Source organism: Antribacter gilvus (genome assembly GCF_003946865.1).
Classification (GTDB): domain Bacteria; phylum Actinomycetota; class Actinomycetes; order Actinomycetales; family Cellulomonadaceae; genus Antribacter; species Antribacter gilvus.
On the sequence record NZ_QXTH01000004.1, the window covers coordinates 237031 to 261273 of the forward strand.

Annotated in this window: 15 protein-coding genes; 12 read left to right on the forward strand and 3 right to left on the reverse strand. The window is 72.8% G+C overall.

All coding sequences use genetic code 11. From position 1 onward, the window contains the following. The first annotated feature begins 158 nt into the window (after window positions 1–158). From D1350_RS23645 to D1350_RS08835, 9 genes are all read left to right on the forward strand, one after another. Window positions 159–452 (forward strand): hypothetical protein, encoded by a 294-nt coding sequence (locus D1350_RS23645; RefSeq protein WP_164545086.1) that lies wholly within the window; start codon window positions 159–161, stop codon window positions 450–452. Further along, the gene (locus tag D1350_RS08800) at window positions 449–1540 is read left to right on the forward strand and encodes a conjugal transfer protein (protein WP_164545087.1); all 1092 of its coding nucleotides are present in this window, start codon (window positions 449–451) and stop codon (window positions 1538–1540) included. Before D1350_RS23645 ends, D1350_RS08800 begins: the two co-directional genes overlap by 4 nt. Further along, on the forward strand, window positions 1537–1863 hold the full coding sequence (locus D1350_RS08805; protein WP_125775616.1) for a hypothetical protein: 327 nt from the start codon (window positions 1537–1539) through the stop codon (window positions 1861–1863). Before D1350_RS08800 ends, D1350_RS08805 begins: the two co-directional genes overlap by 4 nt. A 32-nt stretch (window positions 1864–1895) precedes the next feature. Then, a complete protein-coding gene (locus tag D1350_RS08810; RefSeq protein WP_125775617.1) occupies window positions 1896–2627 on the forward strand; it encodes a hypothetical protein in 732 nt (243 codons plus the stop codon). After that, the gene (locus D1350_RS08815) at window positions 2620–5151 is read left to right on the forward strand and encodes an ATP-binding protein (protein WP_125775618.1); all 2532 of its coding nucleotides are present in this window, start codon (window positions 2620–2622) and stop codon (window positions 5149–5151) included. Before D1350_RS08810 ends, D1350_RS08815 begins: the two co-directional genes overlap by 8 nt. Further along, window positions 5148–7049, forward strand: coding sequence for a DUF1700 domain-containing protein (locus D1350_RS08820; RefSeq protein WP_125775619.1), 1902 nt, complete (start codon window positions 5148–5150; stop codon window positions 7047–7049). The genes D1350_RS08815 and D1350_RS08820 overlap by 4 nt, the downstream gene beginning before the upstream one ends. Then, window positions 7046–7684 (forward strand): hypothetical protein, encoded by a 639-nt coding sequence (locus tag D1350_RS08825; protein ID WP_125775620.1) that lies wholly within the window; start codon window positions 7046–7048, stop codon window positions 7682–7684. Before D1350_RS08820 ends, D1350_RS08825 begins: the two co-directional genes overlap by 4 nt. Continuing rightward, window positions 7681–8889 (forward strand): M23 family metallopeptidase, encoded by a 1209-nt coding sequence (locus D1350_RS08830; RefSeq protein ID WP_125775621.1) that lies wholly within the window; start codon window positions 7681–7683, stop codon window positions 8887–8889. Before D1350_RS08825 ends, D1350_RS08830 begins: the two co-directional genes overlap by 4 nt. Window positions 8890–9042: 153 nt before the next feature. After that, window positions 9043–10530: a DHA2 family efflux MFS transporter permease subunit gene (locus D1350_RS08835; protein ID WP_125775622.1), complete on the forward strand. Its 1488-nt coding sequence runs from the start codon at window positions 9043–9045 to the stop codon at window positions 10528–10530. Between the two features lie 69 nt (window positions 10531–10599). On the opposite strand, the gene D1350_RS08840 is transcribed toward D1350_RS08835, so the two are convergent. Beyond that, on the reverse strand, window positions 10600–11550 hold the full coding sequence (locus D1350_RS08840; protein ID WP_125775623.1) for a ribose-phosphate diphosphokinase: 951 nt from the start codon (window positions 11548–11550) through the stop codon (window positions 10600–10602). A gap of 157 nt (window positions 11551–11707) precedes the next feature. Beyond that, complete coding sequence (locus D1350_RS08845) at window positions 11708–17800, reverse strand: PKD domain-containing protein (RefSeq protein ID WP_125775624.1); 6093 nt, start codon at window positions 17798–17800, stop codon at window positions 11708–11710. Window positions 17801–17990: 190 nt separating this feature from the next. Between D1350_RS08845 and D1350_RS08850 the strand changes: the two genes are divergently transcribed. Further along, window positions 17991–19418 (forward strand): SMI1/KNR4 family protein, encoded by a 1428-nt coding sequence (locus tag D1350_RS08850; protein ID WP_164545088.1) that lies wholly within the window; start codon window positions 17991–17993, stop codon window positions 19416–19418. Between the two features lie 82 nt (window positions 19419–19500). Here the strand turns inward: D1350_RS08850 and D1350_RS08855 are convergent, their stop codons facing one another. Then, a complete protein-coding gene (locus D1350_RS08855; RefSeq protein WP_125775626.1) occupies window positions 19501–20961 on the reverse strand; it encodes a CCA tRNA nucleotidyltransferase in 1461 nt (486 codons plus the stop codon). A 176-nt stretch (window positions 20962–21137) separates the two neighbouring features. Between D1350_RS08855 and D1350_RS08860 the strand changes: the two genes are divergently transcribed. Together D1350_RS08860 and D1350_RS08865 are read left to right on the forward strand one after the other, a co-directional pair. Further along, entirely contained in the window at window positions 21138–21770 is a 633-nt protein-coding gene (locus D1350_RS08860; RefSeq protein ID WP_125775627.1) for an NUDIX hydrolase, read from the forward strand. After that, a complete protein-coding gene (locus D1350_RS08865; protein ID WP_125775628.1) occupies window positions 21767–24094 on the forward strand; it encodes a DUF6049 family protein in 2328 nt (775 codons plus the stop codon). The genes D1350_RS08860 and D1350_RS08865 overlap by 4 nt, the downstream gene beginning before the upstream one ends. The last annotated feature ends 149 nt before the right edge of the window (window positions 24095–24243 follow it).

Consider the following 24243-nt stretch of genomic DNA (forward strand, 5'->3'; position numbering starts at 1 on the left):
CGACTGTTGCCCGTTCACCCGCTGGCCAAGATTTGGTCTGTGATCTGGGTCACAACGCCTGCGTGTCGTCGGCGTGTGCGGTCACACGAGCGGCTCCCACGCCATTTGTCAGCGGGTGTAGACGACGTGCTTCAGGAGAGGGAGCGAGGAGAGGCGAGATGAGCGAGGACAAGTTCGACCCGGCCCTCGAGACGGCCACCGACGAGCTCGAGGACGAGGCGTTCGACCGCACATGGGGCCTGCTGCGCGACACCGCCGAGGTGCACACCGCGCGAGACGAGGTGGCGCCGGTCGTGCGCGCCCTCGTCGCCGCCCTCGACGTCGACCCGCTCGGCGAGGACGACACCACCACCCGTCTCAGCGCCGTGCTGGACAGCGCGCGCGCCCGGGCTGCCCGCGCCGCCCGCGACCGGATCGACGCCGACCTGGAGAAGAAGGTGCGCGCACGATGACCTCCCTCCTGGTCCGACGGCGCGACCGGCGCGGAGCGCCGGCCACCCTGCCCGCGAGCGCCGGGCAGGAGGCGAGCCGTGCGCCCGGGGCGGGCGACCCGCCGTCGGGCGACGACCAGGACGGCGTGGACGGCGAGCTGCCCCAGGTCGTCGAATGGACCCAGGGCCCGGCGATGGTCACCAAGGCGTGGGCGGTCGCGCTGGGCGTGGCGATCGCCTGCGGGCCGCTCGCGCTCGCCTGGGTGGCGCTGCGCCCTGCGCCCGCTGCCACGTCCGTGGCGAGCGGCGGCACGCAGTACGCGGCGAGCTCCGCCGCGGGCGAGCGCGCCGTGGAGCTGGTGGAGACGTGGCTGCGGGCCGACCGCGACGACCAGCAGCTCGTGGAGTCGCTCGTGGCCGTCACGGTGGCGACGCTGCCCGAGACTGGCCTGACGATCCGCGACTCGTCCGTGGCGCAGGTGGCGCCGCAGGGCGGCGGCACCTGGTCGGTGACCGTGGGCGTGGACGTCGCGGAGCCGGCGCCGGTCGCGGCGGGGGCCACCCCCCCGGCCGAGCCGTCGCTCGTGTGGGTGCGCCGCTACTTCCAGGTGCCGGTGCACGTGGCCGTCACGGACGAGTCCGTGGCCGTGGACGCGCTCGCGCTGCCCGCGCCCGTGCCCGGACCCGCCGCGGCGACCGCCCCCGAGCTGGACTACCCGGAGACGATCTCGCCCACGGGCGAGGCCGGCCAGTCGGTCGCGAGCTTCCTCGCGGCCATGCTCGCCGCCGACGGGGACATCACCCGCTACACCCGGCCGGGTGCCGCGATCTCGGCGGTGCAGCCCGCCCCCTACAGCGCGGTGACCGTGCGGAACCTGTCCGGGTCGCACGAGGCGCCCGACGAGCCCGGCGAGGGTGACGGCACCTACGTGCTCGCGACCGCCGAGCTGACCCGCCCCGACGGGCAGAAGACCACCTCGCAGTACACCCTCACGCTCGTCGCGCGTGACGGTCGCTGGGAGGTTGCCGGCGTCGACAGCGCCGTGCGTATCAAGGAGAACCCCGGGACCGGCACCGCCGGCCAGGAGACCGAAGGAGAGAGCTCATGATGGTTGACCTGCTGGCCTCTGCGGCCGATGTGGCGCTCGCGGCGGGCCCTGTCCGCGCCGACGGGTTCCTCGACCTCATCACCGTCAAGTCGGAGGAGGTCAAGGGCGCGATCGAGTCCGTGACCTTCGTCGTCGTGATCCTCATGGTCGTGATCACGGCCGTGAAGTCGAAGATGTCGATCGCCGCCATCATCATGTCCGCGATCGTGGGCGGCGTGGTGCTGTGGCTCGTCAACGGCGGCATCAACGTGACGAAGGACCTCACGGACGACGAGTTCGGCAGCTCCGCGCCGCCGGTCGTGACCTCGCAGTCGATCGTCTGACGCCGACGCACCTGACTTGAGGAGGTAGCCGGGTGGAGACGGCGAAGTTCTACACGAAGGCACGGCGGATCCCCCTGCTGGTGGGGAAGATGCCGAGCGGCGCGCGCATCTGGGGCGGGCCGTACACCTTCACCCAGGTGGGGGCGGGCGCGCTGACCGCGTTCGTCCTCTGGAAGACCACGTCCCTGTGGGCGCACCTGGGCGGCTTCATGAACGTCGTCGTCGCCGTGGGCATCGTCGTGGGCGTCATCTGGGCCGCGGGCAAGCTGCCGAGCACCGGCCGCAACCCGCTGGGCTGGGTCATGGACGCTTTCAACCTCACGGCCAACCCGGGCCGGCTCGCCGGCCGGCAGGTCACCCTGCCCAAGGCTCGTCTCCTCACGCACCGTGTCGCCTTCGCGGCGCGGGTCACCCCGGTCCCCAGGCCGGGTGTGCCCGACGCCCCGGGGTCCTCGCGAAGGTCCGCAGCGCAGCAAGGAGCTTCGTGGGGTGGGGGCGCCGTTCGGCCGGCCCGTGCCGTCCCGTCACCAGTAGCCGTGGTCACCCCGGCGGACATGCTGCCGCGGCTCGTGGCGGAGCCGGTGGCGGAGTCGCCGTGGAAGTCGCTCGACAGCCCGCCGGACGTCTCGCTCGAGGCGGCCGAGGCCGAGGCGAGGCGGAAGACCGCCGAGCTGACCGGCGTCGGGCAGCTGCTCGCCGGTGCCCTGCAACGCCGGACGACCGACGCGGCCCCGGCCGCACCTCGGGAGGAACCTGATGCTTAGCCAGATCTCGTCCCTGACGGACGGCCTCATGTGGACCCGGTCCGGGACCGTGTGGGCCGTCTGGCGTGTGTCCCCCGTCCCGTACGCCTTCCAGCCGGAGGACAAGAAGCACGCGGCGCGACGCCACCACACGGCGCTCTACCGCGCGCTGCGCGGGGAGTCCTTGCACCTGGGGCTCACCGCTGCCACCGACCCGGCGTCGGTGGTGGAGGCGATGATCGCGGGCGTCGACCTGGAGCAGCACCAAGCGTGGGCCGAGGAGTGCGAGGCCACCCTCGACTTCCTGGAGCAGATCGAGATCGGGCGGCGGGTGAACTGGATCGCCGTGCCGCTCGCCAACCCGGGCGCGTCGGCGGTCATGGAGCCGCTGCAGGCGAGCTGGGCCACGCTCAAGGACGCCCTGATGATGCCGCGGGCCACTCCCTCGAAGCACGCCATCGGCGTGCGGGCGGCGCAGGCGGAGGCGCTCCGCAAGGAGATGCCGTCGGCGTTCGATCCGCGGCCGGCGTCAGTCGCCGAGATGGCCTGGGTCTTCGGGCACTCGATGAAGCGGGGCCTCGGCCTCGACACCGCCGTGCCTGTCGACGGGTCGCTGGACGCCGAGCTGCACCTGTCCGGGCCGTCGCTGCTGCCGTCCGCCTTGGTGGACCCGGCAGGCCAGACCGACTCCGAGCGCAAGATGGGGCCCGTCGCCATCCTCAAGCGCCCGTTCGTCAAGGTGCTGGACCCGACGGACCCGGAACGACCCTCGTACCAGACCACGCTCGTGCTGGCCGACACCCCCTCGGGCGGGATCACCTTCCCCGACTGCGAGTGGATCGGGCGGCTCGACGAGAGCGGCGTGGTCTGCGACTGGGCCATCCGCATGACCGTGCGCTCCCGCGAGGAGGTCACCAGCCGCAACCGGCGGGCCGTGCGCACCCTGAACGACCAGTTCGACCAGCGCGAGGAGGAGGAGCGGGCCGGCTCGTCGCTCGACGCGACGGCACGCGCGCTCGGCGAGTACCAGGCGGTCATGGACGCCGACGAGCTCGAGGTCGAGGTCGACGCCACCACCATGTTCGTGGTGGCCGGGCCGACGCCGGAGTCCGTCGTGGACGACGCGCGCTCGCTCACCAAGTACTTCGCGTCCATGCAGTTCGCGCTCCGCACCGATCCCACCATCCAGGCCACCCTGTTCGAGGCCACGATGCCGGGCACCCCCACACCGCGGGTCGTGCGCGAGTACTCGCAGATCACCACCGCGCGGTCCTTCGCCGCCGCCGTGCCGTTCGCGACCACCGAGCTGGGCGACCGGACCGGCTCCCTGTTCGCGCTGGAGATCTCCAACGGTGCCTCGCGTCCCAACCCCGTGTTCGTGGACCTTGCGGGGGCCTCGGACAAGCTGGACGTCGCGCTGGCGATGGGATTTGTCGGGGAACTCGGATCGGGCAAATCGGTCTCGATGAAGACCGTCGCCATGGACAACGTGGACCGAGGCGCCACCCTCATCGCGGTGGACCACACCGAGATGGGCGAGTGGGGCATCGCCGTGTCCGAGATCCCCGGGTCGCAGGTGGTGGAGATCTCCGAGGAGGCCACGGTCTCGATGGACCCGCTGCGGATCCTGCCGCTCGCCCAAGCCCCACGTGTGGCGCGCTCGTTCCTCTCCGTGCTGTTGTCCATCCCCACCAAGTCCGAGCAGAACGTGCTGCTGTCCAAGGTGCTCCACCCGGAGTACATGTGGCGGCACGACATCACGAGTTTCGGTGCGCTGGGCCGACACCTGAGCACCGACTGCGAGTTCCCGGGCGCCCAGCAGCTCGTCGACGAGATGCGGATCTTCTCCGAGCTTGACTTCGGGCGCGCCATCTTCGACGACTCCCTGCCTCCGCTCGACCTCGATGCGCCAGCGATCGTGCTGCACACCCACCGGGTCCAGCTTCCGTCCAAGGCCGACATGGAGCATGGGCACCTGTTCGCGGAGCTCAAGGCCGAGAAGGTGTTCGGCCGAGCCATGTTCGCGCTCATCGCCTCGATCGCTCGCTACCGCTGCTTCGCCGACCGGACCAGGCTCGACATCTTCGCCTCCGACGAGGCCTCGAAGTCGATGTCGTCACCCGAGGCGGCGGAGGAGATCGCGACCTTCATCCGGGACGGCCGCAAGCACAAGGCGGCGATCCTCATGGGTAGCCACGACGCCGAGGAGGACTTCGGCAACGAGGTGGTGCGCGGGCTCATCCCCTTCCGAGTCCTCCTCCGCCACCGCGACGCCAACCTGGCGCGCCGTGGCCTGCGCTGGCTGCACGGCCTGCCCCCGGACGCCCCGGTGGACGAGAGCCTCGTCAAGCTCATCACGGACAACACGGCCCCCGTCATCGACTCGATCGTCGGCGTGCCGGACGAGCGTCGCGGCGAGTGCCTGCTCCGCGACTTCCAGGCCCGCTACGGCCGGGCCAAGATCATGGCGCCGCTCGTACTGACGCGCGCCGACACCGTGAAGACCACCCCGACCAACTCGGCAGGGACGGTGATCGCATCATGAACCAGGGCGGCGTGCGCCTCGAGGACGCGGGCACCTCGGGCATCGATCTCACCGACACCCACGGGGTGTCCGTCTGGGACTTCACCCTCCAGTTCGACACGGGCAGCGGGTTCTTCGCCCTGCCCGACGTGACCGCCGAGATCTACGGCACCCTCACCCGGCTCTTCTGGGGCTGGTACCAGAACATCGTCTCGGTCCAGGTGTGGGTGCTCGACTGGGTGCTCGGCATGGACTGGCTCAACTTCATCCTGGCGCCGCTCGCCGGCATCTCGATGATCGTCCAGTCGATGGTGGCCCAGATCGGCATCCTCAGCCTCACGCTGATCATCCTGGCGTTCGTGGTGGGCTACTGGCTGCTGAAAGGCAGGTACGCCGGGGGCTTCATGGAGCTCCTGATCGGCTGCGTCATCGCCGCTCTCGCGACGGGCTTCCTCGCCAACCCCATGGCGACCATCGCCGGTCCCAACGGCGTGATCATGCAGTCCCGCGACGCGGGCATGGACATCGCGACGGGCTTCGCGACGGATGGCGCGTCGTTCCGGGAGAACGCCGACGCGATCCGCTCCGGCCTCAAGGGGCAGCTCGTCGACACGCTGGTGCGCACACCGCACCAGATCCTCAACTACGGCGCGGTCATCGACGGCACCTCCTGCGAGGGCGTCTACACGCAGAACGTGGGCAAGGACAACGCCGCCGAGACGATCGGCGGGTGCAACCCGCAGTACGCGGAGGCCGCGTCGGCGATCACCGAGGGCACAGTCATCGCCTCGATCAGCCTGCTCAGCAGCGCCTTCGTGTTCCTGCTGCTCTCCGTCGTGATCGTGGGCGGCACCATCTTCGCGGTGCTGCTGCTCGGCTGGTCCGCCATCAAGCTGCTGTGGCAGCTCCCCGTCGGCGTGGTCTCCAGCGACACCCGTGGGTCGCTGTTCAAGACCTTCGCGAGCGTGGGCCTCGGCTGCTTCCTCGTCGCGATCGCGACGGTGTTCCTCGTCGCGTGGATGAAGATGCTGCTCGGCTTCTACGGAGCCACCAACGGCCTCCCGTTCCTGGTGCGCCTCTACCTCTTCAACACGGTGGTCATCGCCGGGGCCGTGGGCTACGTCGTGGCAGGCGCGAGCGTCCGCAAGGGTCTGAAGACCATCGCCGAGCGCCTCGCCGCCATGGGACCCAACCCGTCCAAGGTCCCGCCGCCCGCGAAGATCAACTGGGAGGCCCCGGAGAAGTGGGGCAAGAACTACGACAAGGTGAAGGGCTACCTGGGCGTCGGCCTCGGCCCCAAGCCGGTCGCGGAGGCGGCCACGTCCGCCGCCGGTGGCGCCGCAGCCTCCAACGCCATGGAGGCGATCGACGCCGCGCCCCGGACCATGCAGGACGCCGCGGGCCGGGCGGTGGGTGCGGCCGCTCGCGGGGTTGGGTCCGGCTCAGCCGGGTCCGGCTCAGGAGCGCTCGGCTCAGCCGGGCCGACGGCGGAGCTGCCCCGGGTCGGCGCCCTCGACGGCACGCCGGCGTCTCTCACGGCCGGTGCAGCGTTCGCGTCCGGTCCCACCATCGCAGCGCCACCGTCGCCCCGTGCGAGCGACCGCATCTCGCAGCGGCTGGGCCGCGCGGCGCGCACCGCGGGCAACGTCGCGATCGACGTGGCCGCCGGCACCGCCACCGGTGGCACGTCGGCCGCGGTGACGGGCTCGCGGGCGCTGGCGAACACGCGCCGGGTGGCGCGCGCAGCGAAGACCGTGCGTGACGCCGGCCGCATCGCCGGCATGGACCGCCAGACCCGCACAGGCTCGAGGGTGCGGGCCGAGCTCGACGCCGCGCTGCGCGAGGGCGGCGCCGTGGTCCACGGCGCCGACGCGGAGCGTCAGCTCCGGCGCCAGCAGGCACGGGAGTACCGGCGGTGAGGCGGGCGGTCCTGGTGACGCTCGGCGTCGTCGCGCTCGCTGTCTTCGCCTGGATCGGCTGGCCACGGGACGCCGCCCCTGCCGCGGTGGAGCCGACCGGTCAGGCGAGCGTCGGCGGTCCGCTCGTCCAGCCGCAGGTCGGCGAGCCGACCGACGACGACGTCGACCCGGACGGGGATGCCGGGATCGGCGCGGGCGACCCCGCACCGACCGTCACGTCCGAGCCGGACTTCGACGCGACGGCGCCGGCCGCGGCCGCCCCTGCCGGGTGGGACGACGCCGTCCGCGCCGCCGCCCGGGAGTCGGCCCGGTCCGCGGTGGCCGCTTTCGCGGACGCGGAGCAGCCGCCCGAGGAGTGGTGGGCGGGCCTGTCACCTCTGCTCACCCCGCAGGCCCGGCCCGTCTACCAGGACGTGGACCCGCGCCTCGTGCCGGTGCGAGCCGTGACCGGCGAGCCCACGGTGGTGGACGAGTCGTCGACGCTCCTCACCGAGGTGACGGTGCCCACCGACGTGGGCGAGTACACGGTGCTCCTCGCGCGCGCCGACGGCGCCTCGCCCTGGCTGGCCGAGCAGATCCGGCCGCCGGAGTCAGGGGCAGCGGGCGCGGCGAGCGCAGGCGCGGAGGGTCCGTGAGGCCCGCCCGCCCGCCGGAGAAGCCGTCGCGGCGCGGGCTGACGATCCTCCTGGCGCTGATCGGCGCGGTGCTGATCGGCATCCCGGCCATGATCGTGGGTGTGGTGGTGCTGGTGGGCGGCGCCGTGGTGTCGAGCCAGAGCAGCGGCGGTGCGATGTGCCAGGGCGGCACGTCGGTGGTGCCGGCCGGCAACCTGCCGGAGTCGGCTGCGGGGTTCTCGGGTGAGCAGCTGCAGAACGCGGCCGTGATCCTCCGGGTGGGTCAGGAGCGCGGCGTCCCTGCCCGGGCGCAAGCCATCGCGGTGATGACGGCGATCGGCGAGTCGGGGCTGCGCAACCTCACCTACGGCGACGACGTCCACGGGGTGCGGAACCCGGACGGTTCGCTGACCAGCTCGATCGGCATGTTCCAGGAGCAGAAGTGGTTCGGGTCCGTCGAGTCGCGGCTCGACCCGGTGCAGTCGTCCGGCCGGTTCTACGACCGGCTGCTGGCGGTGGCCGGGTGGCAGGCCCTCGAGCCCACGGTCGCGGCGCACAAGGCCCAGCGGAACGCGGACCCGTACCACTACGCCAAGTACTGGGACCAGGCCGTCACGCTCGTGTCGACGCTGAGCGGTGCGCCGGCCGAGGAGCTCCAGGCGCTGGCCGCCTCCGCGGCCGCCCCGTGCCTCACCGGTTCCGTCGGCAACGCCGCCATCAGCGCGGGCGGCTGGGCCAATCCTGCCGTGGGGCGGAAGGCGAGCGGCTACGGTCCCCGGCACACGGGGATCGCCGGCGCCTCGACGTACCACCTGGGGCAGGACATCGCTGCGAGCTGCGGCACCCCGGTCTACGCCGCGGCGGCCGGGCGCGTGGTGCTCTCGGGGGGCACCGGGTGGGGCACGGGCAACACGATCCGGATCGAGCACGGTCTCGGCCTCGACACCACGTACGGTCACCTGCTGACCGGCACGCTGACCGTCCGGACCGGTGAGATCGTCCGGGCGGGCCAGCAGATCGCGTCCATGGGCGGCGACCGGCGCATCGACCCGGCGGGCGCGGGAACGTCGTCGGGCTGCCACCTGCACTACGAGGTGCGGATGAACGGCGCCGCGATGGACCCCGAGCCCTTCATGCTCCAGCAGGGGGTCTCGCTCGGGAGCGCCGTGGCGGCGACCGAGCCGGTGGACGGGACGCCCGAGCCCGCGGAGGCCGCGGGGCCCTGACCGATGATTTCTGCCGTCGGCAGACGTCTACGAAATCAGGTCGCGACGGCACCCTGGAATAACGCACGCTGGTTCTGCGTCTTGTTGACGTAGGTCGTGTGCAGTGTCGCTCGCGTCGCACCATCGTCAGAGCTGAGGGGACCGAGTACCACCATGACCGTACAGATCGAGGCCACACATCCGCCTGCGGCCGAGGCCCCCGTCCCCGACCGCCTCCCGCGGGAGCACTTCAAGGTCATCGCGCTCCTGCTCGCGTCCGCCTTCGTGGTGATCCTCAACGAGACCACCATGGGCGTCGCGCTCCCGCCGATCATGGCCGACCTCGGTATTACGGCGCCCACAGGCCAGTGGCTCACCACCGCGTTCATGCTGACGATGGCCGTGATCATCCCGGCGACGGGCTGGCTCATCAACCGCGTCGGCACACGCAACGCCTACCTGATCGCGATGACGCTCTTCAGCGCGGGCACGGCGCTCGCCTTCCTCGCGCCCGGCTTCGCCGTCCTCGTGACCGGCCGCGTGGTCCAGGCCACCGGCACCGCGATCATGATGCCGCTGCTCATGACCACGATCATGACGATCGTGCCGCAGCACATGCGCGGCCGGGTGATGGGCAACATCACCCTCGTGATCGCCGCGGCGCCCGCGCTCGGTCCCACGCTGTCGGGCGCCGTCGTCGGCCCGCTGGGCTGGCGAGGCGTCTTCGCCGTGGTGCTGCCCATCTCCCTGCTCGCCCTGGGCGCCGGCGCCCTGTGGGTGCGCGACGTCGTGGACCGCGAGAACCACCGCCTCGACCCCGTGTCGCCGTTCCTTGCGCTCATCGCGTTCGGCGGGCTCGTCTGGGGCCTCTCCGGTCTGGGCGAGGCGGCGAACGGCGAGCAGCCGGTGCACCCGGTGATCCCGCTCGTGCTCGGCGTGGCGTTCCTCGGCCTGTTCGTGTGGCGTCAGCTGGTGCTCCAGCGCACCGACGACGCGCTGCTCGACCTGCGGGTGTTCCGCGCCCACGGGTTCCGCACGGGCGTGTCCATCATGTCCGTCTCGATGATCGCGATGTTCGGCACGTTGATCCTGCTGCCGCTGCTGCTGCAGGACGCGCTCGGTCTCGACCCGCTCTGGTCCGGCCTGATCCTGCTGCCGGGCGGTCTGGCGATGGGTCTCCTCGGCCCGGTCGTCGGCCGGCTCTACGACCGCGTCGGTCCCCGGCCGCTCGTGGTCCCGGGGGTCGCGGCGGTCGGCGTGGCGGTCGGCCTGCTCGCCCTGGTGGGTCCGGGCACGTCGCCGTTCTTCGTGCTGGGCGCGCACGTGCTGCTCAGCCTCGGCCTGTCGGCGGTGTTCACGCCGCTGTTCACCACGTCGCTCGACTCCCTCGAGCCGCACCTGTACTCGCACGGGTCCGCGACGATCACCACCGCCCAGCAGGTCTTCGGCGCGGCGGGCACGGCGCTCTTCGTCGCACTGATGACCCTCCGGTCGGCGTCCCTGACCGACGGTGGGGCGTCGCACGCCGTGGCCATGACCGGCGGCACCCGGCTGGCGTTCGCCGTCGGCGCCGTCGTCATGATCGGCGCGGTGTACCTCGCGTTCCAGCTGAGGCGGCCCGTGGCCGTCGCCGGCGAGCGTCCGGCGGGCGCCGGTCACTGAGCGCAGACACGAACGCCGAGGTGGCTGAGTCCGTCCGGACTCACTACCTCGGCGTTCGGCGTTTACGGGTCAGACGTGCGCCGGGTCGAACAGCGCGCTGACCGACTCGCCGCTGTGGATACGGCGCACCGCCTCGGCGAACGCGGGCGCAACGCTCAGGACCACGAGCTTGTCGTGGGCCATGAGCTGCGTCGACGGCACGGTGTTCGTCGTGACGATCTCGACCACGTCGGGGTCGGCGGCGATGCGGCGCACCGCCTCGTTCGCGAAGATGCCGTGCGTGCAGGCGATGCGGATCGAGCGGGCGCCGTGCTCCCGGAGCAGGTCCAGGATGGCGATGATCGTGGAGCCGTTCGCGATCTCGTCGTCGAGCACGATGATGTCGCGGCCGCCCACGTCGCCGATCAGGGACGTGATCTCCACGCGGTTCCCGTCGAAGCGCTCCTTGGCCGCCGCCGCGACCGGCACACCGAGCATCTTCGCGAACGCGCTCGCGCTCTTGGCATTACCGAGATCCGGGCTCACCACGGTGGTCTTCGACAGGTCGCTCGGAGCGAAGTAGTTCGCGATCTCGCGGAGCGCGTTGAGCTGGTCCGTCGGGACGCGGAAGAACGCGTGCACCTGCGGCGCGTGCAGGGTCATGGTGAGCACGCGGTTCACACCCGCCGTCTCGAGCAGGTCGGCGACCAGGCGCCCGCCCACGGAGATGCGCGCGGCGTCCTTCTTGTCGGACCTCGCGTAGGCGAAGTGCGGCATGACAGCCGTGATCCGAGCGGCCGACGCGCCCTTGGCCGCGTCGATCATCAGCAGGAGCTCCATGAGGTTCTCCTGCGTAGGCGTCACGATGGGCTGCACCAGATAGACGTCCCGCTCCCGGCAGTTCTCCAGGAGCTGGACCTGGAGACAGTCGTTCGCGAAGCGTTGGATCTTGATGGGGCTCAGGGGCACGCCGAGATCCGCACACATCTCCTGTGCGAATCGCTGACCGCCGGTTCCAGCAAAGACGCGGACCTCCGCCATGCCCGGATTCTACGGGTCCTAGCGGCGGCGCGCCCGGCCAGGACGCGCGGCGGGCTGCCGAGATAGTCACTCCGTCGGACGGAGCAACTATCTCGGCGAGAAGACCTCGCCGAGATAGTCACCTCGTCGGACGAGGTGACTATCTCGGCGGAGGGGGTCAGCCGCAGATCGTCGCGACCACCTCGCCCCGGCCCGGGTGCCCCGGCGAGTCGCCGTAGGCACCGTCAGTCCGGACGATCACGATCTTCTCCACCACGCCCGAGTAGGTGTTGCTGTCGTGCGCCAGCGGTGACGTGACCACCACGGCCATGTACTCGGGGACCTCGGCCGGCGGCTCCGTGCTGTTGCCCGGGCCCGACGTCCAGGTCTCACCGCACGTCGGCGCCGCGGCCGTGGGCGACGTCGACACGTAGCCCTTGAACCCGTTCACTGTCGCGCGGTTGTAGCCGGCCCACTGGGCCCACTGCGAGCCCCAGTAGTAGACCGTGTCGCCCACGCCGTGCGGTGCGGCGGCGCCCACGGTGAACAGGCCGCCCACCGGGTACGACCACTCCTCGCAGGCGTCGCCGTCGCCGTCGCCGTCGTGGTCGCCCTGACCAGGGTTGCCGACGGCGGGGCAGTTGTCCTCGCCGTCGTCCACGCCGTCGCCGTCGGTGTCCGGGTCCACGTACGTGGCGACCACCGTGCAGCCCGCAACCTGAGCGAGCGTGAGCGCCACCGCGCCCGACGTCGCGCAGTCGCCGCCGATCGTCAGCACGTAGTCGACCGGGGCGGTCGCCGCCACCGCGTGCGACCCCGCTGTGGTGGTGACCGCCTCGCCCGCCGGCACCGCGGCGCCGTCGAGCGTGAGCAGGACGTCTGCGGCCGTGGCCGTGCCGCCCTCGGCGTTGTCCACCGTGACCTGGACGGTCAGGGTGGGCGCGACGTCGTCGTACGTGATCAGGCAGGTGACCTGGTCGCCCCAGGTCAGCGTGACCTCGCCCGACGGCGCGCACGCGCCGCCCACCGTGGCCGTGTAGCCCGCCGGGCCCGTGGACCCGACGCCGTACGTGCCGGGAGTCAGCACGAACGTGGTGCCCGTCGTCGTGCCCGATCCTCCGGCGACCACGCCGCCCGCGTCACTGACGCGGACCGCCACGTCATCGGCAGAGGCCGACCCGCCGGCGTCGTTCACCACCTCGGTCACCACGACGAGCCGCGGCGGCGCCACGACCGTGTCGGTGTCCGAGTCGGTGTTGTTGGCGGGGGTGAGGTCGGCGCCGTGCGTGCCGTCGTCGGCCGAGGTGGCCGTGACGGTGAGCTCGGAGCCGTGCCCGGCATCGACCCTGACCCTGACCGTGCGGGTCAGCGACCCACCCGCCACAAGGTCCGACGTCGGCCACGTGACCCGAGCGCCGTCGAGCACGCCGCCGTCCGAGGCGGAGACGAACGTCGCCCCGGCCGGGAGGTCGGCGGTCACGACGACGCCGGTGGCGTCCGCCTCGCCCGAATTGTCTGTGGTCACGGTGTACGTGGTCTCGGTGCCGGCGCCCACCTCGGTCACACCGTCGTCGACGGTCGTGACCAGGTCGGGGCGCTGGGTGATCTGCGCGACGCAGCCCTCCAGCAGCGCCTGCAGCACCGGTCCGGGGTTGGCGCCGAAGGTCCGGATGTCGAACCACTGGCCGCCGCTGCCCGTCGCCAGGTCCTGATAGCCCTGGGACGCGCTGCCCGGCGTGATGATCGAGTACAGCACCGCGCCGCGGGCGGCGAGCGCCGCCGCGACGTGCGCCTGGGTCACCCCGTTCGCCGACTGCACCGGCTCGTCGGCCACGAGGACGACGCAGGTGCCGGCGCCGGGACGCAGGCCCGTGTTGTCGGCGAGCGCCTCGACGATCGCGTTGAGTCCGGGCTCGGTCCCGCCTGTCAGCGTGAGCTCGGACGCGGCCGCACTCACGTCCGCCAGGTTGTCGGTGACGGGCATGTGCAGGTGCGGCATCCAGCCCGGGTCGCCGGGCAGGTCGTGGTTGCTACCCGCGCCGAACCCGATGAGCCCGATCTGGTGGTCGATGCTCGCGGCAAGCTGGGCGGACATCGAGTTGATGTTGTTCCGCACGGCCGTCTGGTACGAGCCCATGGAGCCGGACTCGTCGACGAGGAACATCACGTCGCCCGGCGGGCGCAGCAGCGTGGTCACCTGGTCGGTGTCCGTCGCCGCGGCGCGGAGGCGGTCACCGGCGTGCGTGGCGGTCAGCGTCCCGGTCGCTGCCGCGAGCGGCAGGGTCGCGGAGACGGTGCCGAGCGCGTCGGTCGTCAGGGTGACGGCGTGCCCGTCGAGGTCCAGGGTCACGGGGACGCCGGGCAGGAGCGCCCAGGCCTCGCGGTCCCAGACCTTGGCCTGCACGTCGACGTCGCCGCCGCCGGCCGTGCCGGGGATCGCGTACACGGACAGGTAGGTGCGGCTCTTGCGCACCGTGACGGTCGCCGTGTCGCCGGCGCTGGCACCGTCCTTGTCGGTGACGGTGATCCGGGCCGTGTACGTGCCGTCGACCGTGTAGGTGTGCGGCACGCGCGCCCGCGAGCTGGTGCAGGCGGTCACGTCGACGACGGTGCCGTCGCCGAAGTCCCACTGGCACACGAGCGATGCCCTGTCTGCGGTGCCGGGGTCGTTCACGGTGACGCCCGGGCTCCACGTCCCGTCGACGAGGAGCTGAGCGTCGGGGCCCGCACTGACCGTGGGGGCGCCGTTGGTGACGGTCACCTGGCGGGTGGCGGTCGCCGTCTGACCGAGCGAGTCCACCAGGGTGAGGCGAACCTCGTAGGTGCCCTGGTCGGGGTACGCGTGGCTCTGCGCCGTGGCGCCGCTGGTCGACGACGTCCCGTCGCCCCAGTTGATCGTGCGGGACACGATCGCCCGGTCAGGCGTCGAGGTGGTGTCGGAGAACGTGCCGTTGCTGCCCTCGCCGAGCGTGGCCGGCGCGGCGAACGCGGGGCTCACCGGGCCGACGACCTTCTGGGTGAGGGTCGTCGTGGCGGTGCGGCCCACCGCGTCCGTCACGGTCAGCGTGACCGGGTAGGTGCCCGGCCCGGCGTAGGTGTGGGTCGGCGACGCCTCCGTGGACGTGCCACCGTCGCCGAAGTCCCAGGCGTACGACACGAGGTCGGCGTCCGGGTCCTGCGAGCGGTCCTGGAAGGTGACGGTGGCGCCACCCACCTGGCCGGTGATGAGCTTCAGCTCCTCCGTGCCGATGTACGAGGCGGAGCCGCGGTTGTTGTGCGCGGTGTACCGGGCGAACTTCGCCGGCACGGGCTGCGCCAGCGGGAACGACTGGAGGTTCGCGTTGTTCGCCAGCTCGGCCGACAGCACGGTGGTGAAGTCGCCGTCGGCGCTGCCCGCGGTGGAGACGCCGATGGAGAAGTCCTTCGGCTTCTGCGTGGACCCGTAGCCGCGCAGCCGCACCTCGGTGACGAGGTACGTGTCGGCGAGGCCGAGCGTCGCGCTCTGCGCGGTGACCATGCCGTTGCCGGTCAGCCACGGCGTGGAGCCCGCCGGGTAGTCGACGTCGACCATCTCGCGCGCCGGGTACGTTGCCGAGTTCTGGCTGGTCGACGAGAGCACCGTCGAGCCGTGGTTGACCAGCGCCACGTCGGTGCCGCCGCCGGCCGGCCGCGGCACGAACGCCGCGACCGGCGGGCCCGACACGTCGAGCGTCGCGGTGGTGACCGCCGAGACGGCGCCGAGGGCGTCGGTCACGCGGAGCGCCACGACGGCGTCCGCGCCGAAGACGCGCTGCGGGTGCTGCTCCGTGCTGTCCACCGTGAACGAGCCGTCGTAGGCGAAGTCCCACTCCCACGCGGTGACGCCGTCGGCGTCCGTGGAGGCGTCGGTGAACGTGACGGCGTTGCCGATCTCGGGTGCCGCCGGGTCGTGCGTGAACGCCGCGACGGGGCGGTCCGTGACCGTGACGTCCTCCGTCAGGACGGAGTGCTCGCCGTCGTCGTCCGTCACCGTCAGCGTGACCGGGTAGGTGCCGGCCGCCTGCCAGGTGAACGTGACGGACGCGCTCGTGGCGTCGGCGGAGCCGTCACCGTCGAGGTCCCACGCCCGTGCCGTGACGGACCCGTCAGGGTCGGTCGACGTGTCCGTCAACGTGACGGGCTCCCCCACGATGCCCGGGTCGGGGTCGCTCGTGAAGGACGCGTCCGGCGGTCCGGAGTCGCGGGTGGCGGGGTCGCAGTCGTCGTCGGCGCCGTTGCCCGGCACCTCGGTGGCGTGCGGGTGCACGGTGGAGGCGGTGTCGTCGCAGTCTGCGACGGTGCGCCACCCGTCACCGTCGGCGTCCGGCGTCACGACCGAGACGAGCCACACCGCGCTGCGGGAGGTCGTGCCGTCGGTGGCCGTCGCCCGGAGCTCGTGCACCAGGCCGCCGGCGGCCGACGCCGTGAACGTGTACGTCGGACCGGTCCCCGCCGGGGCACCGTCGAGCGTCCAGCTGACGGTGACGGGGTCGCCGTCGGCGTCGGACGCGGTCGCCGTGAAGGTCCGGGTGGCCCCGGCGACCACCTCGGCAGGCTCTGTGGTGACGGGGTCGGCGGTCAGGTCCGGGCCCGAGCCGGGCGCGGTGACGACCACGGTCGCGTAGTCGACGCCGGCCCGGCCGGCCGCGTCCGTCACCCGCACGCCGACGGTCCGGTGGCCCGCCACGTCGAAGGTGACAGGGGTGCTCGCGCCGGTGGCGTCGTCGAACACGCCGTCGGCGTCAAGGTCCCAGGTGGTCTGCACGCAGCCGGTGCACGACGACGTCACGGTCGCCGCGGCGCCGACCGCCGCCGGGTACGGGCCCGCCGCGTCGACGACGGGGTAGGGCGTGGCACCGGAGACCGCGAGCGCCGTCTCCAGGTCCGCGACGACGGGGTTCATCGCGTTGGCGATGCCGACGAACGCCGACGCCATCTGGTTGTTGACGTCCACCTGGTCCGAGAACACGTCGTAGAACGACGCGGCCGGGTGCTCCAGGCTGACCTCGTCGGTGAAGGTCTGGGTGAGCACCTCGATGGCCTCGGTGCTGAGCCCGGCGTTGCGCAGGGCCTGCTCCTCCGCGGCGGTGAGTCCGTCGGCGGCGACGCGGGCCTGGAAGGCGCGGAGGTCGGCCGCCGCGGTGTCGAGATCGACGCCGGCGGCGTTCAGGGCGCCCGCGACCTCGTTCACGGCGATGCTCTGGTCGTGGAGGACGGCGTTGAGCTCGAGGCTGCGCGCCTGGACGTCCCGCGCGTGCATGAGCGCGGCGGCCACGTCGCCGGCCTCGGCGGCGCCCTGGTACTTCTCGAGGGAGCCGAGGAAGGCGCCGGTCAGCGCCTCGCCCTGGCCGACGGTGTCGGACCAGTCGTCGAGCGCTGCCTGGACCGGGGCGGCGGAACCGCTCCCGAAGCTCGCGACCGGGCCGGCGGCCATGGGTTCCGTGTAGGCGGGGTCGGGCGGGTCGGCCGCGATGCCCTCGTAGTGGTTGGCCTTGTTGACGATGGACCGGACCACCTCCAGCTGGAGGCGCAGCGAGTCCTGGATGCTCACCGTGGGGCACCACGGGGTGACGGGACCACCGTTGGGGTCGGACGGCAGCAGCGGGGTGCTGCAGATGTACGTCAGATAGAACTGCATGAAGCTCTTCATGTCCTTGACCATCGCCGCGCTGACCAGCTCGTAGGTGCTGTAGGCGGTGAAAAGGACGGCGTACGAGAGCGCTGCGTCGTTCCAGTGCTCGGCCTGCGCCGTGGCGCCGGCCTTCATCTGCTGGATCGCGCCGTTCGGCAGCGGGGGCACGCCGTTCGGGATCTCGACGCGGAAGGCGTTCGTCAGGATCGTGTCCGAGCCGTCGAAGACGCCGTTCTGGCAGGTGTCCTCGACGAGGTCATAGGTCCCCGCGGGGGTGGTGCCGCCCGGCGCCGTGACGGCCACCAGCTCGTCGATGATGGCGGAGCCGAGGGACCAGCTCTGGATGGTGTTGGGCTGGCCGGACACGTCCGAGAGCGAGGAGCCGGGGCCCACCGAGCCGGTCGGCACGACGTAGACGTCGGAAGCGGTCTCGATGAAGTCGCAGTCGCGGCTGAGCGAGCCGAACGCGATGTAGACGTTCGAGTTGGCGCCGTAGAGGTACTGGTCGAGCTGGAACGAGCGGGCGTCGGCCGCTGCTGGGGCGGCGGTGCCCGTCAGCAGGCCCGTGGTGAGCGCGGTGACTACCGCGCCCGCCACGAGGGCGCGCGGGGAAGAACGCATGGTCGGTGATCCCTTCCGGACCCGCCCCATGGCGGGTCCTGGGCGATCGTGCAGTGACGCGAGATCGGGGGTACAGGATGAACCGCTCGGTATATGGGTGATTTGTGACCGGGGCATCGACTCTGGTCACGATCCGGGCACATCGGTTCCCCAGCGCGAGACGTCAGCGCTGAGCCGCCATGATGTCTCGGTGACTTCCCTCCACGACTGGCAGATCTGGGAGCCCTTGGTCGACGCGCTGCGCGCGTCCGCTCCCCCGGGCACCCGCAGGAGCGTGTTCGAGGGGGCGGTCTCGCCGCAGGCGTGGGGAGGCGGCTTCAGCGACGACGGCGACCACGACCGTCGTCGTGCCCTCGAACGGGAGCGCGCCCGCGAGGCCGCCGCCGCGGCCCGCGCGGGGCGCCCGGTGCCCGGTCCTCGCGCCGGGCTCGATGCGGCGTTCGAGACGGTCCGGGCGGCCGTGCCGCCCGAGGGCATCTCCGTGGTGGTGCACGCCTGCGCCGACCGCGACGAGGACCTGGTCCGCCTGCTCACGCTGCCGCCGTACGTGCGGCGAGGGCTGTCGGGCGCCGTGGAGGAGGTCGTCCTCGTGGAGGGTGCCCTCCCGGCGCCGCACACCGCGACCATCTCCGCGGCCCCGGGGACCACAGTGGCACCCTCGGCCGACCCGGCGGGCGTGGAGCGGGTCGTGCGCGAACGCCTTCCCGACGCCTCGGGGGCCGACGACGACCAGCTCGCCGCGGCGGAGGCGCTGCTGGGGGTGGCCCTGCCGGAGGAGGTGCGCGCCCTGTACCGCGCGGCGGCGGAGGGTGACCTCGTGCTGGGGGACGAGGGCGGGTTCTACGGCTTCGGGCTCATCCCCCTGGCCGACTGCGAGACGAGAGCGGCGTACCTGCCCGACCGCCGGTTCATGGGCTGGACGCTCGACGCCGACGCGCTGCCGCCGGTCGACCCTGACGACCGGGTCCAGGCGGCGATCGGCTCGCCGCTCTGGCTCCCGGTGGGCCACGACTGGGGCGGCAACGTGTACGCCGTCGACCTGGCGCCGGGCCCGCGCGGCTACGTGGGCCAGGTCGTGTACCTCGACCACGAGCAGACCGCCGGGGCACGCCTCGTCGCGGACTCCCTGGCGCAGCTCCTCGTCGAGGGAACCACGGCCTCCCCACCGCTCGCGAGCGAGACCCGGGTGGCACGGCTGAACCCGCGGGACGGGACCGACGTCGCCGCCCGCGTGGACGCCGGTACCGAGGTGATCGTCGTGGGTGCGGTGGACGCCCCCGTCGACCTCGAGCCGGTGCTCGGCCACCCGCGGGTCCGGGTCCTGGACGCAGCCACCACCGGTTCGCTCGCCGACCGGACGCAGGTGGCGTCGTTCCCCGCGCTCGAGTTCCTCGCCCTCTCCCCCGCCGACTGGCGCGCGCTGCTGGCGACGGGCGCTGTGCCGGACACGCTCCGCGCGGCGGGGTTCGGCCTGCACGCCGCCGAGCTCGACGAGTCGGTCGAGGCGGCCAACCTGATCCTCGCGAGGTTCGGCCGCGAGCCGGTCTCCGTGACCGAGCTCCGGCGGCCGCCCCGGCGCGGCCTGCTGTCCCGTCTCCTGGGGCTCCGGGAGGAGTAGCCGGCGCGGTGCACCCGGCCCGGGGTTCCTCCGTCGGGCGGCAGCCTCAGGCCTGGCGCGCCTCAGGCCTGGCGCGCCCGCCTCAGGCCTGGCGCGCCGCCCACCACGAGAGAAGCTCCTCGCGCGCCGTGTCCTCGCCGAGCGGACCGCGCTCCATGCGCAGGTTCAGCAGGTGCTTGTACGCCTCGCCCACCTCGCGGCTCGGCGGGATCCCGAGGATCGCCATGATCTGGGTGCCGTCGAGGTCGGGACGGATGGAGTCGATCTCCTCCCTCTCGCGCAGGGCGTCGATCCTCTTCTCCAGGTCGGTGTAGGCGTCGGAGAGCCGCTGCGCCTTGCGCTTGTTGCGGGTGGTCGAGTCGGCCCGGGTGAGCCGGTGCAGGCGCTCGAGCAGCGGGCCGGCGTCGGTCACGTAGCGACGGACCGCGGAGTCGGTCCACGTGCCCTCGCCGTACCCGTGGAACCGTAGGTGGAGCTCGACCAGGCGGGCCACGTCCTTGACCACCTGCTTCTCGTACTTCAGCTCCCGCAGGCGCTTCGCGACGAGCTTGGCGCCCACCACCTCGTGGTGGTGGAAGCTCACACCACCGCCCGGCTCGAAGCGGCGGGTGGCCGGCTTGCCCACGTCGTGGAGGAGGGAGGCGAGCCGGAGCACCAGGTCGGGCGCGGGCACCGGGCCGTCCGGGCTCGTCTCCTGCGCGATGGCCTGCTCCAGCACGGTCAGCGAGTGCTGGTAGACGTCCTTGTGGCGGTGGTGCTCGTCGATCTCGAGCTGGAGGGCGGGCAGCTCCGGCAGCACGTGGTCCGCGAGGCCCGTGTCCACGAGCACCTCGAGGCCCGCGCGCGGGTTGGCCGAGAGGAGGAGCTTCGACAGCTCCGCCTGGACCCGCTCGGCTGACACGATCTCGATGCGCGAGGCCATCGCGACCACCGCCGCGAGGGTGCCTGGTTCCACGTGAAACGAGAGCTGGCCGGCGAAGCGAGCCACCCGCATCATGCGCAGGGGGTCGTCGTCGAACGACCGCTCCGGCGCGATCGGGGTCCGCAGCACCTGGCGAGCCAGGTCCCCGAGGCCCTCGAACGGGTCCACGAAGGTGAGCTCCGGCAGGCGGACCGCCATCGCGTTGACCGTGAGGTCCCTGCGGGAGAGGTCGCCCTCCAGCGTGTCCCCGAACGCCACGAGCGGCTTGCGCGACGCCGGGTCGTACTCGTCGGTGCGGTAGGTGGTGACCTCCACGACGACGTCGTCGGCACCGTCCCGCGCGAACCGGCGCGCCCCGATCGTGCCGAACTCCTTGCCGATGTCCCAGTGCGCGTCGCCCCAGCGGGCGAGGATCGCCTCGGTCTCGTCCGGGGTGGCGGACGTGGCGAAGTCGAGGTCGTTGCTCGCACGACCCAGGAACGCGTCCCGGACCGGGCCGCCGACGAGCGCGAGCTCGTGGCCCTCGGCGCGGAAGAGCTCGCCCAGCTCGAGAGCGGCGGGCGCCATCCGGGTCAGCACGGCGAGGGCTCGGCGCAGGAGATCCTGCTCAGGGGTAGGCACGGCAACCGATTCTCCCAGACGTTCCCGTGAGCGCGCCGCTCGTCCCGCTCCGCGAAGTAGTGCGCCCGTCCGGGGCCGTGGCGACTCCTGTCGCGCGTCCCGGACGGGCGCACTGCTTCGCGGTGGGCGGGCGAGGGCTGACCAGGACGCCTGTGCATACTCGGTAGGGTTGGGGCATGTCCACCCCAGCGCCGGCGAGCGACCGTCCCGACGGTCGCCCCGACGTGCCTGCGCCGCCGGGCGGCGCTCCTCTCCGGGTGGATCCGAGCACGCTCCGGACGGTGCCGCCGGTCCCCCCGCCGCCGCACCTGCCCGTCGTCGACGAGACGTCGGCCGGCGGCCTGGTCCTCCGTGCCGCGTCCGGCACCTACGAGGCCGCCGTCCTCCTGCGCCGCAACCGCACGGGCCGGCTCGAGTGGTGCCTGCCCAAGGGGCACCTCGAAGGGGTGGAGACCCCCGAGGAGGCCGCGGTCCGCGAGATCCACGAGGAGACGGGGATCAGAGGCCGCATCCAGGCGGACCTCGGCGTGATCGACTACTGGTTCACCGGCGAGGACCGGCGGGTGCACAAGGTGGTGCACCACTTCCTCCTGCGTGCGGAGAGCGGTCGCCTGACCGTGGAGGACGATCCTGACGGCGAGGCCGAGGACGCCCTCTGGGTCGCTATGGACGAGCTCCCCGACCGCCTGTCGTACCCCAACGAGCAGCGGCTCGCGGCCGCCGCACGGGAGCTGCTGGACAGCGACCCGGGCCTCCGAGAGGCCATGCGGACCGGCGAGCCCCCCACGGAGCCCACAGACCTGCCATGACGCAGCAGCCTTCCGACCCGTCCCGCGTCGGGGCCACAGGCCTCCGCCGCCCGGTCCGCCTCCTCCCCAGGCTCGCCGCGCTCGCCGCGGCCCTCGTCGTCCTGGGCCCGTTCGCGGCCCCGGCCACGGCGGTCGGCCCGACGCCGGAGAGCGGGGCAGGCGCGACCCTCACCACCCAGGCCCTCACCACCCAGGGGGGCACGGTCTCGGAGACCGCTCCGCTGGCGAAGGACCCCGTCACGGTGGAGCTCGCCGAGATGAGCCCGGCGACCGCCAAGGCGGGCGAGACCGTCACGATCACCGCACGGGTCACGAACAACACCGAGGAGACGCTGTCCGGGGCCCGTGCCACGCTCCGCGTGCACTGGGCCGCGCTCACCGACCGCGAGGTCCTGGACGAGTGGGTCCACGCGCCGCTCCTCAACCCGAGCGACCGGAGCCTCCAGCGCGCCACGGGCCCGCTCCCGGTCCCGGAGCTGGCCCCCGGCCAGGCAGCGGACGTGACCTTCACCTACACCCCGGCAGGCAACTTCGAGGGCTGGGGAGCCCGGCGCCTCGCCGTCAGCGTCACCGAGGGATCCGTGTCGCTCGGTGTCCTCCGGTCCTTCCTCGTGTACGACGCGCAGGACGCGGACAGCCCGGAATCCGTCTCCCCCGTCAGCCTCAGCGTCGCGCTCCCCGTCACAGGTCCGGCCGTCAACCCGGGCGACCCCGAGGGGCAGGACGTGGAGCTGGCGCGGCTCGCCGCCAAGGGGAACCGGCTCGACAGCCTCCTCGAGGTGGCTCGCACCGGGAGCGTCTCGCTGGCGGTCGATCCCCAGGTGGTGGCCGCGGCCACCGCTTCGGGCGACCCCGCGCTCTCCGCCTGGGCCGAAGGCCTCGTCACCGCCGCTGCCGCGACCACCACGTTCACGCTCCCCGCCTACGACCCCGATCCCGCCGCCCTGGCCCACTCCGGGATCGGCGCCGAGCCGGTGCGCTCGTTCCAGTCCGCGCCTCTGCCCGGGGACTGGCAGGTCCCCGCCGAGTGGGCGCAGAACCTGACCTGGCCCGCCGGCGGCACGACGACGGACCTGGCCACCCTCCGCACGGCCGTCGCCACCGGCCGCGACCGCGTGGTCGTCGGCGGGGGCACCCTCGCACCCACGTCGAGCAGGATCACCCCCTCAGGGCTGGCCGACGTCCCGGTCGACGCCGGTACCGCCTCCGTCGTCGTGAGCGATGCCGCCCTGACCGAGGCGTTCGTCAGCGCGACGGACACCGCCTGGACGTCCGCGGCGGGTGCGGAGGCCGCCGCGGCAGCCCCCGTCCCGGCCGCGCCCCGGGTCCCGACCGCACAGGGACGGCAGTGGCTGCTGGCCGAGGTCGCCGCGATCATCGCGTCGCGACCCACGGCAGCGCCCCACGTCGTGGTCGCCCTCCCGCGCACGTGGGCGCCCGACCTCGCGTCCTTCCAGGCCATCACCGAGGGGCTGACCGCCTCCGGGATGGTCCGCATGGCACCGCTCGCCGACCTCCTCGCCCAGCCCGCCCCAGCGGTGGACCGCGAGCCGCTCGCCGACCACGAGCCGCAAGAGACGGAGCTCGACCCGTCCACCGTGGCCGCGCTGGAGCGCGCGCGCTCCTCGATCGCCTCGTTCGCAACGGTCGCAGGTGACTCCGGGCCGGCCCTCGCGTCGTCAGCCATGCCGCACCTCACCGCGCCCCTGGCCGTCTCCTACAGCTCCCTCGGTCAGAACCGGGACGCGATGGTCCAGAGCGGGCTCGCCTTCGTCGAGGCCACGACCGGCTCCGTCGCCGTGGTCCCGCCGCGGTCGGGCATCAACCTGCTCACCGAGGACGCCAGCATCCCGGTCCGGGTGCGCAACGACCTCTCCATACCCGTCACGGTCATCGTGGTGCTGCGCCCGGACTCCCTCGGTCTGCAGGTCATCGACCGGCCCTCGCAGACCATCCCTGCCAAGAGCACAGCAGACGTGCCCGTCCCGGTGAGCGCGGCCGCCGGCTCCGGCGCCGTCGACGTCGCGGTACAGCTCCTGTCTCCCGCCCAGACCCAGATCGGCCCCGACACGAGCTTCGAGGTCCGCGTCCAGGCCGAGTGGGAAGAGATCGGGACGTGGATCGCGGCCGCGGGGATCGGTGTGCTGTTCGTCGCCGGGATCTGGCGTACCGTACGGCGCGGACGCTCGCCGAACCGTGCCACCCGTGAGGACGTGGAGGCTGCGACCGGCGAGATCGCGCGGGCGGCCGCGGCGGCAGCCGGGAGCACCGGGATGCACGACGCCGAGCACGCGCAGCCCGCGCACGCACGTCAGCCGAGGTAGTCCCGGGGCACCGCCCCGGGGACGGGAGGACCATGTCTCACCAGACCGCCACGAACGCCGGAGCATCCGGCGACCCCGGAGGCTCTTCGGGGGGCGGGGGCCAAGGTGCCCCGGGCGGCGCCGGAGGGTCGGGGCTCGGGCGAAGCTCG

Excerpts from the sequence above, each read along its gene's own strand:
- D1350_RS08835 (WP_125775622.1), top strand. The coding sequence starts at position 9,043 with ATGACCGTACAGATCGAGGCCACACATCCGCCTGCGGCCGAGGCCCCC.
- D1350_RS08845 (WP_125775624.1), bottom strand. The coding sequence starts at position 17,800 with ATGCGTTCTTCCCCGCGCGCCCTCGTGGCGGGCGCGGTAGTCACCGCG.
- D1350_RS08820 (WP_125775619.1), top strand. The coding sequence starts at position 5,148 with ATGAACCAGGGCGGCGTGCGCCTCGAGGACGCGGGCACCTCGGGCATC.
- D1350_RS08860 (WP_125775627.1), top strand. The coding sequence starts at position 21,138 with ATGTCCACCCCAGCGCCGGCGAGCGACCGTCCCGACGGTCGCCCCGAC.
- D1350_RS08815 (WP_125775618.1), top strand. The coding sequence starts at position 2,620 with ATGCTTAGCCAGATCTCGTCCCTGACGGACGGCCTCATGTGGACCCGG.
- D1350_RS08800 (WP_164545087.1), top strand. The coding sequence starts at position 449 with ATGACCTCCCTCCTGGTCCGACGGCGCGACCGGCGCGGAGCGCCGGCC.
- D1350_RS08865 (WP_125775628.1), top strand. The coding sequence starts at position 21,767 with ATGACGCAGCAGCCTTCCGACCCGTCCCGCGTCGGGGCCACAGGCCTC.
- D1350_RS08840 (WP_125775623.1), bottom strand. The coding sequence starts at position 11,550 with ATGGCGGAGGTCCGCGTCTTTGCTGGAACCGGCGGTCAGCGATTCGCA.
- D1350_RS08805 (WP_125775616.1), top strand. The coding sequence starts at position 1,537 with ATGATGGTTGACCTGCTGGCCTCTGCGGCCGATGTGGCGCTCGCGGCG.
- D1350_RS23645 (WP_164545086.1), top strand. The coding sequence starts at position 159 with ATGAGCGAGGACAAGTTCGACCCGGCCCTCGAGACGGCCACCGACGAG.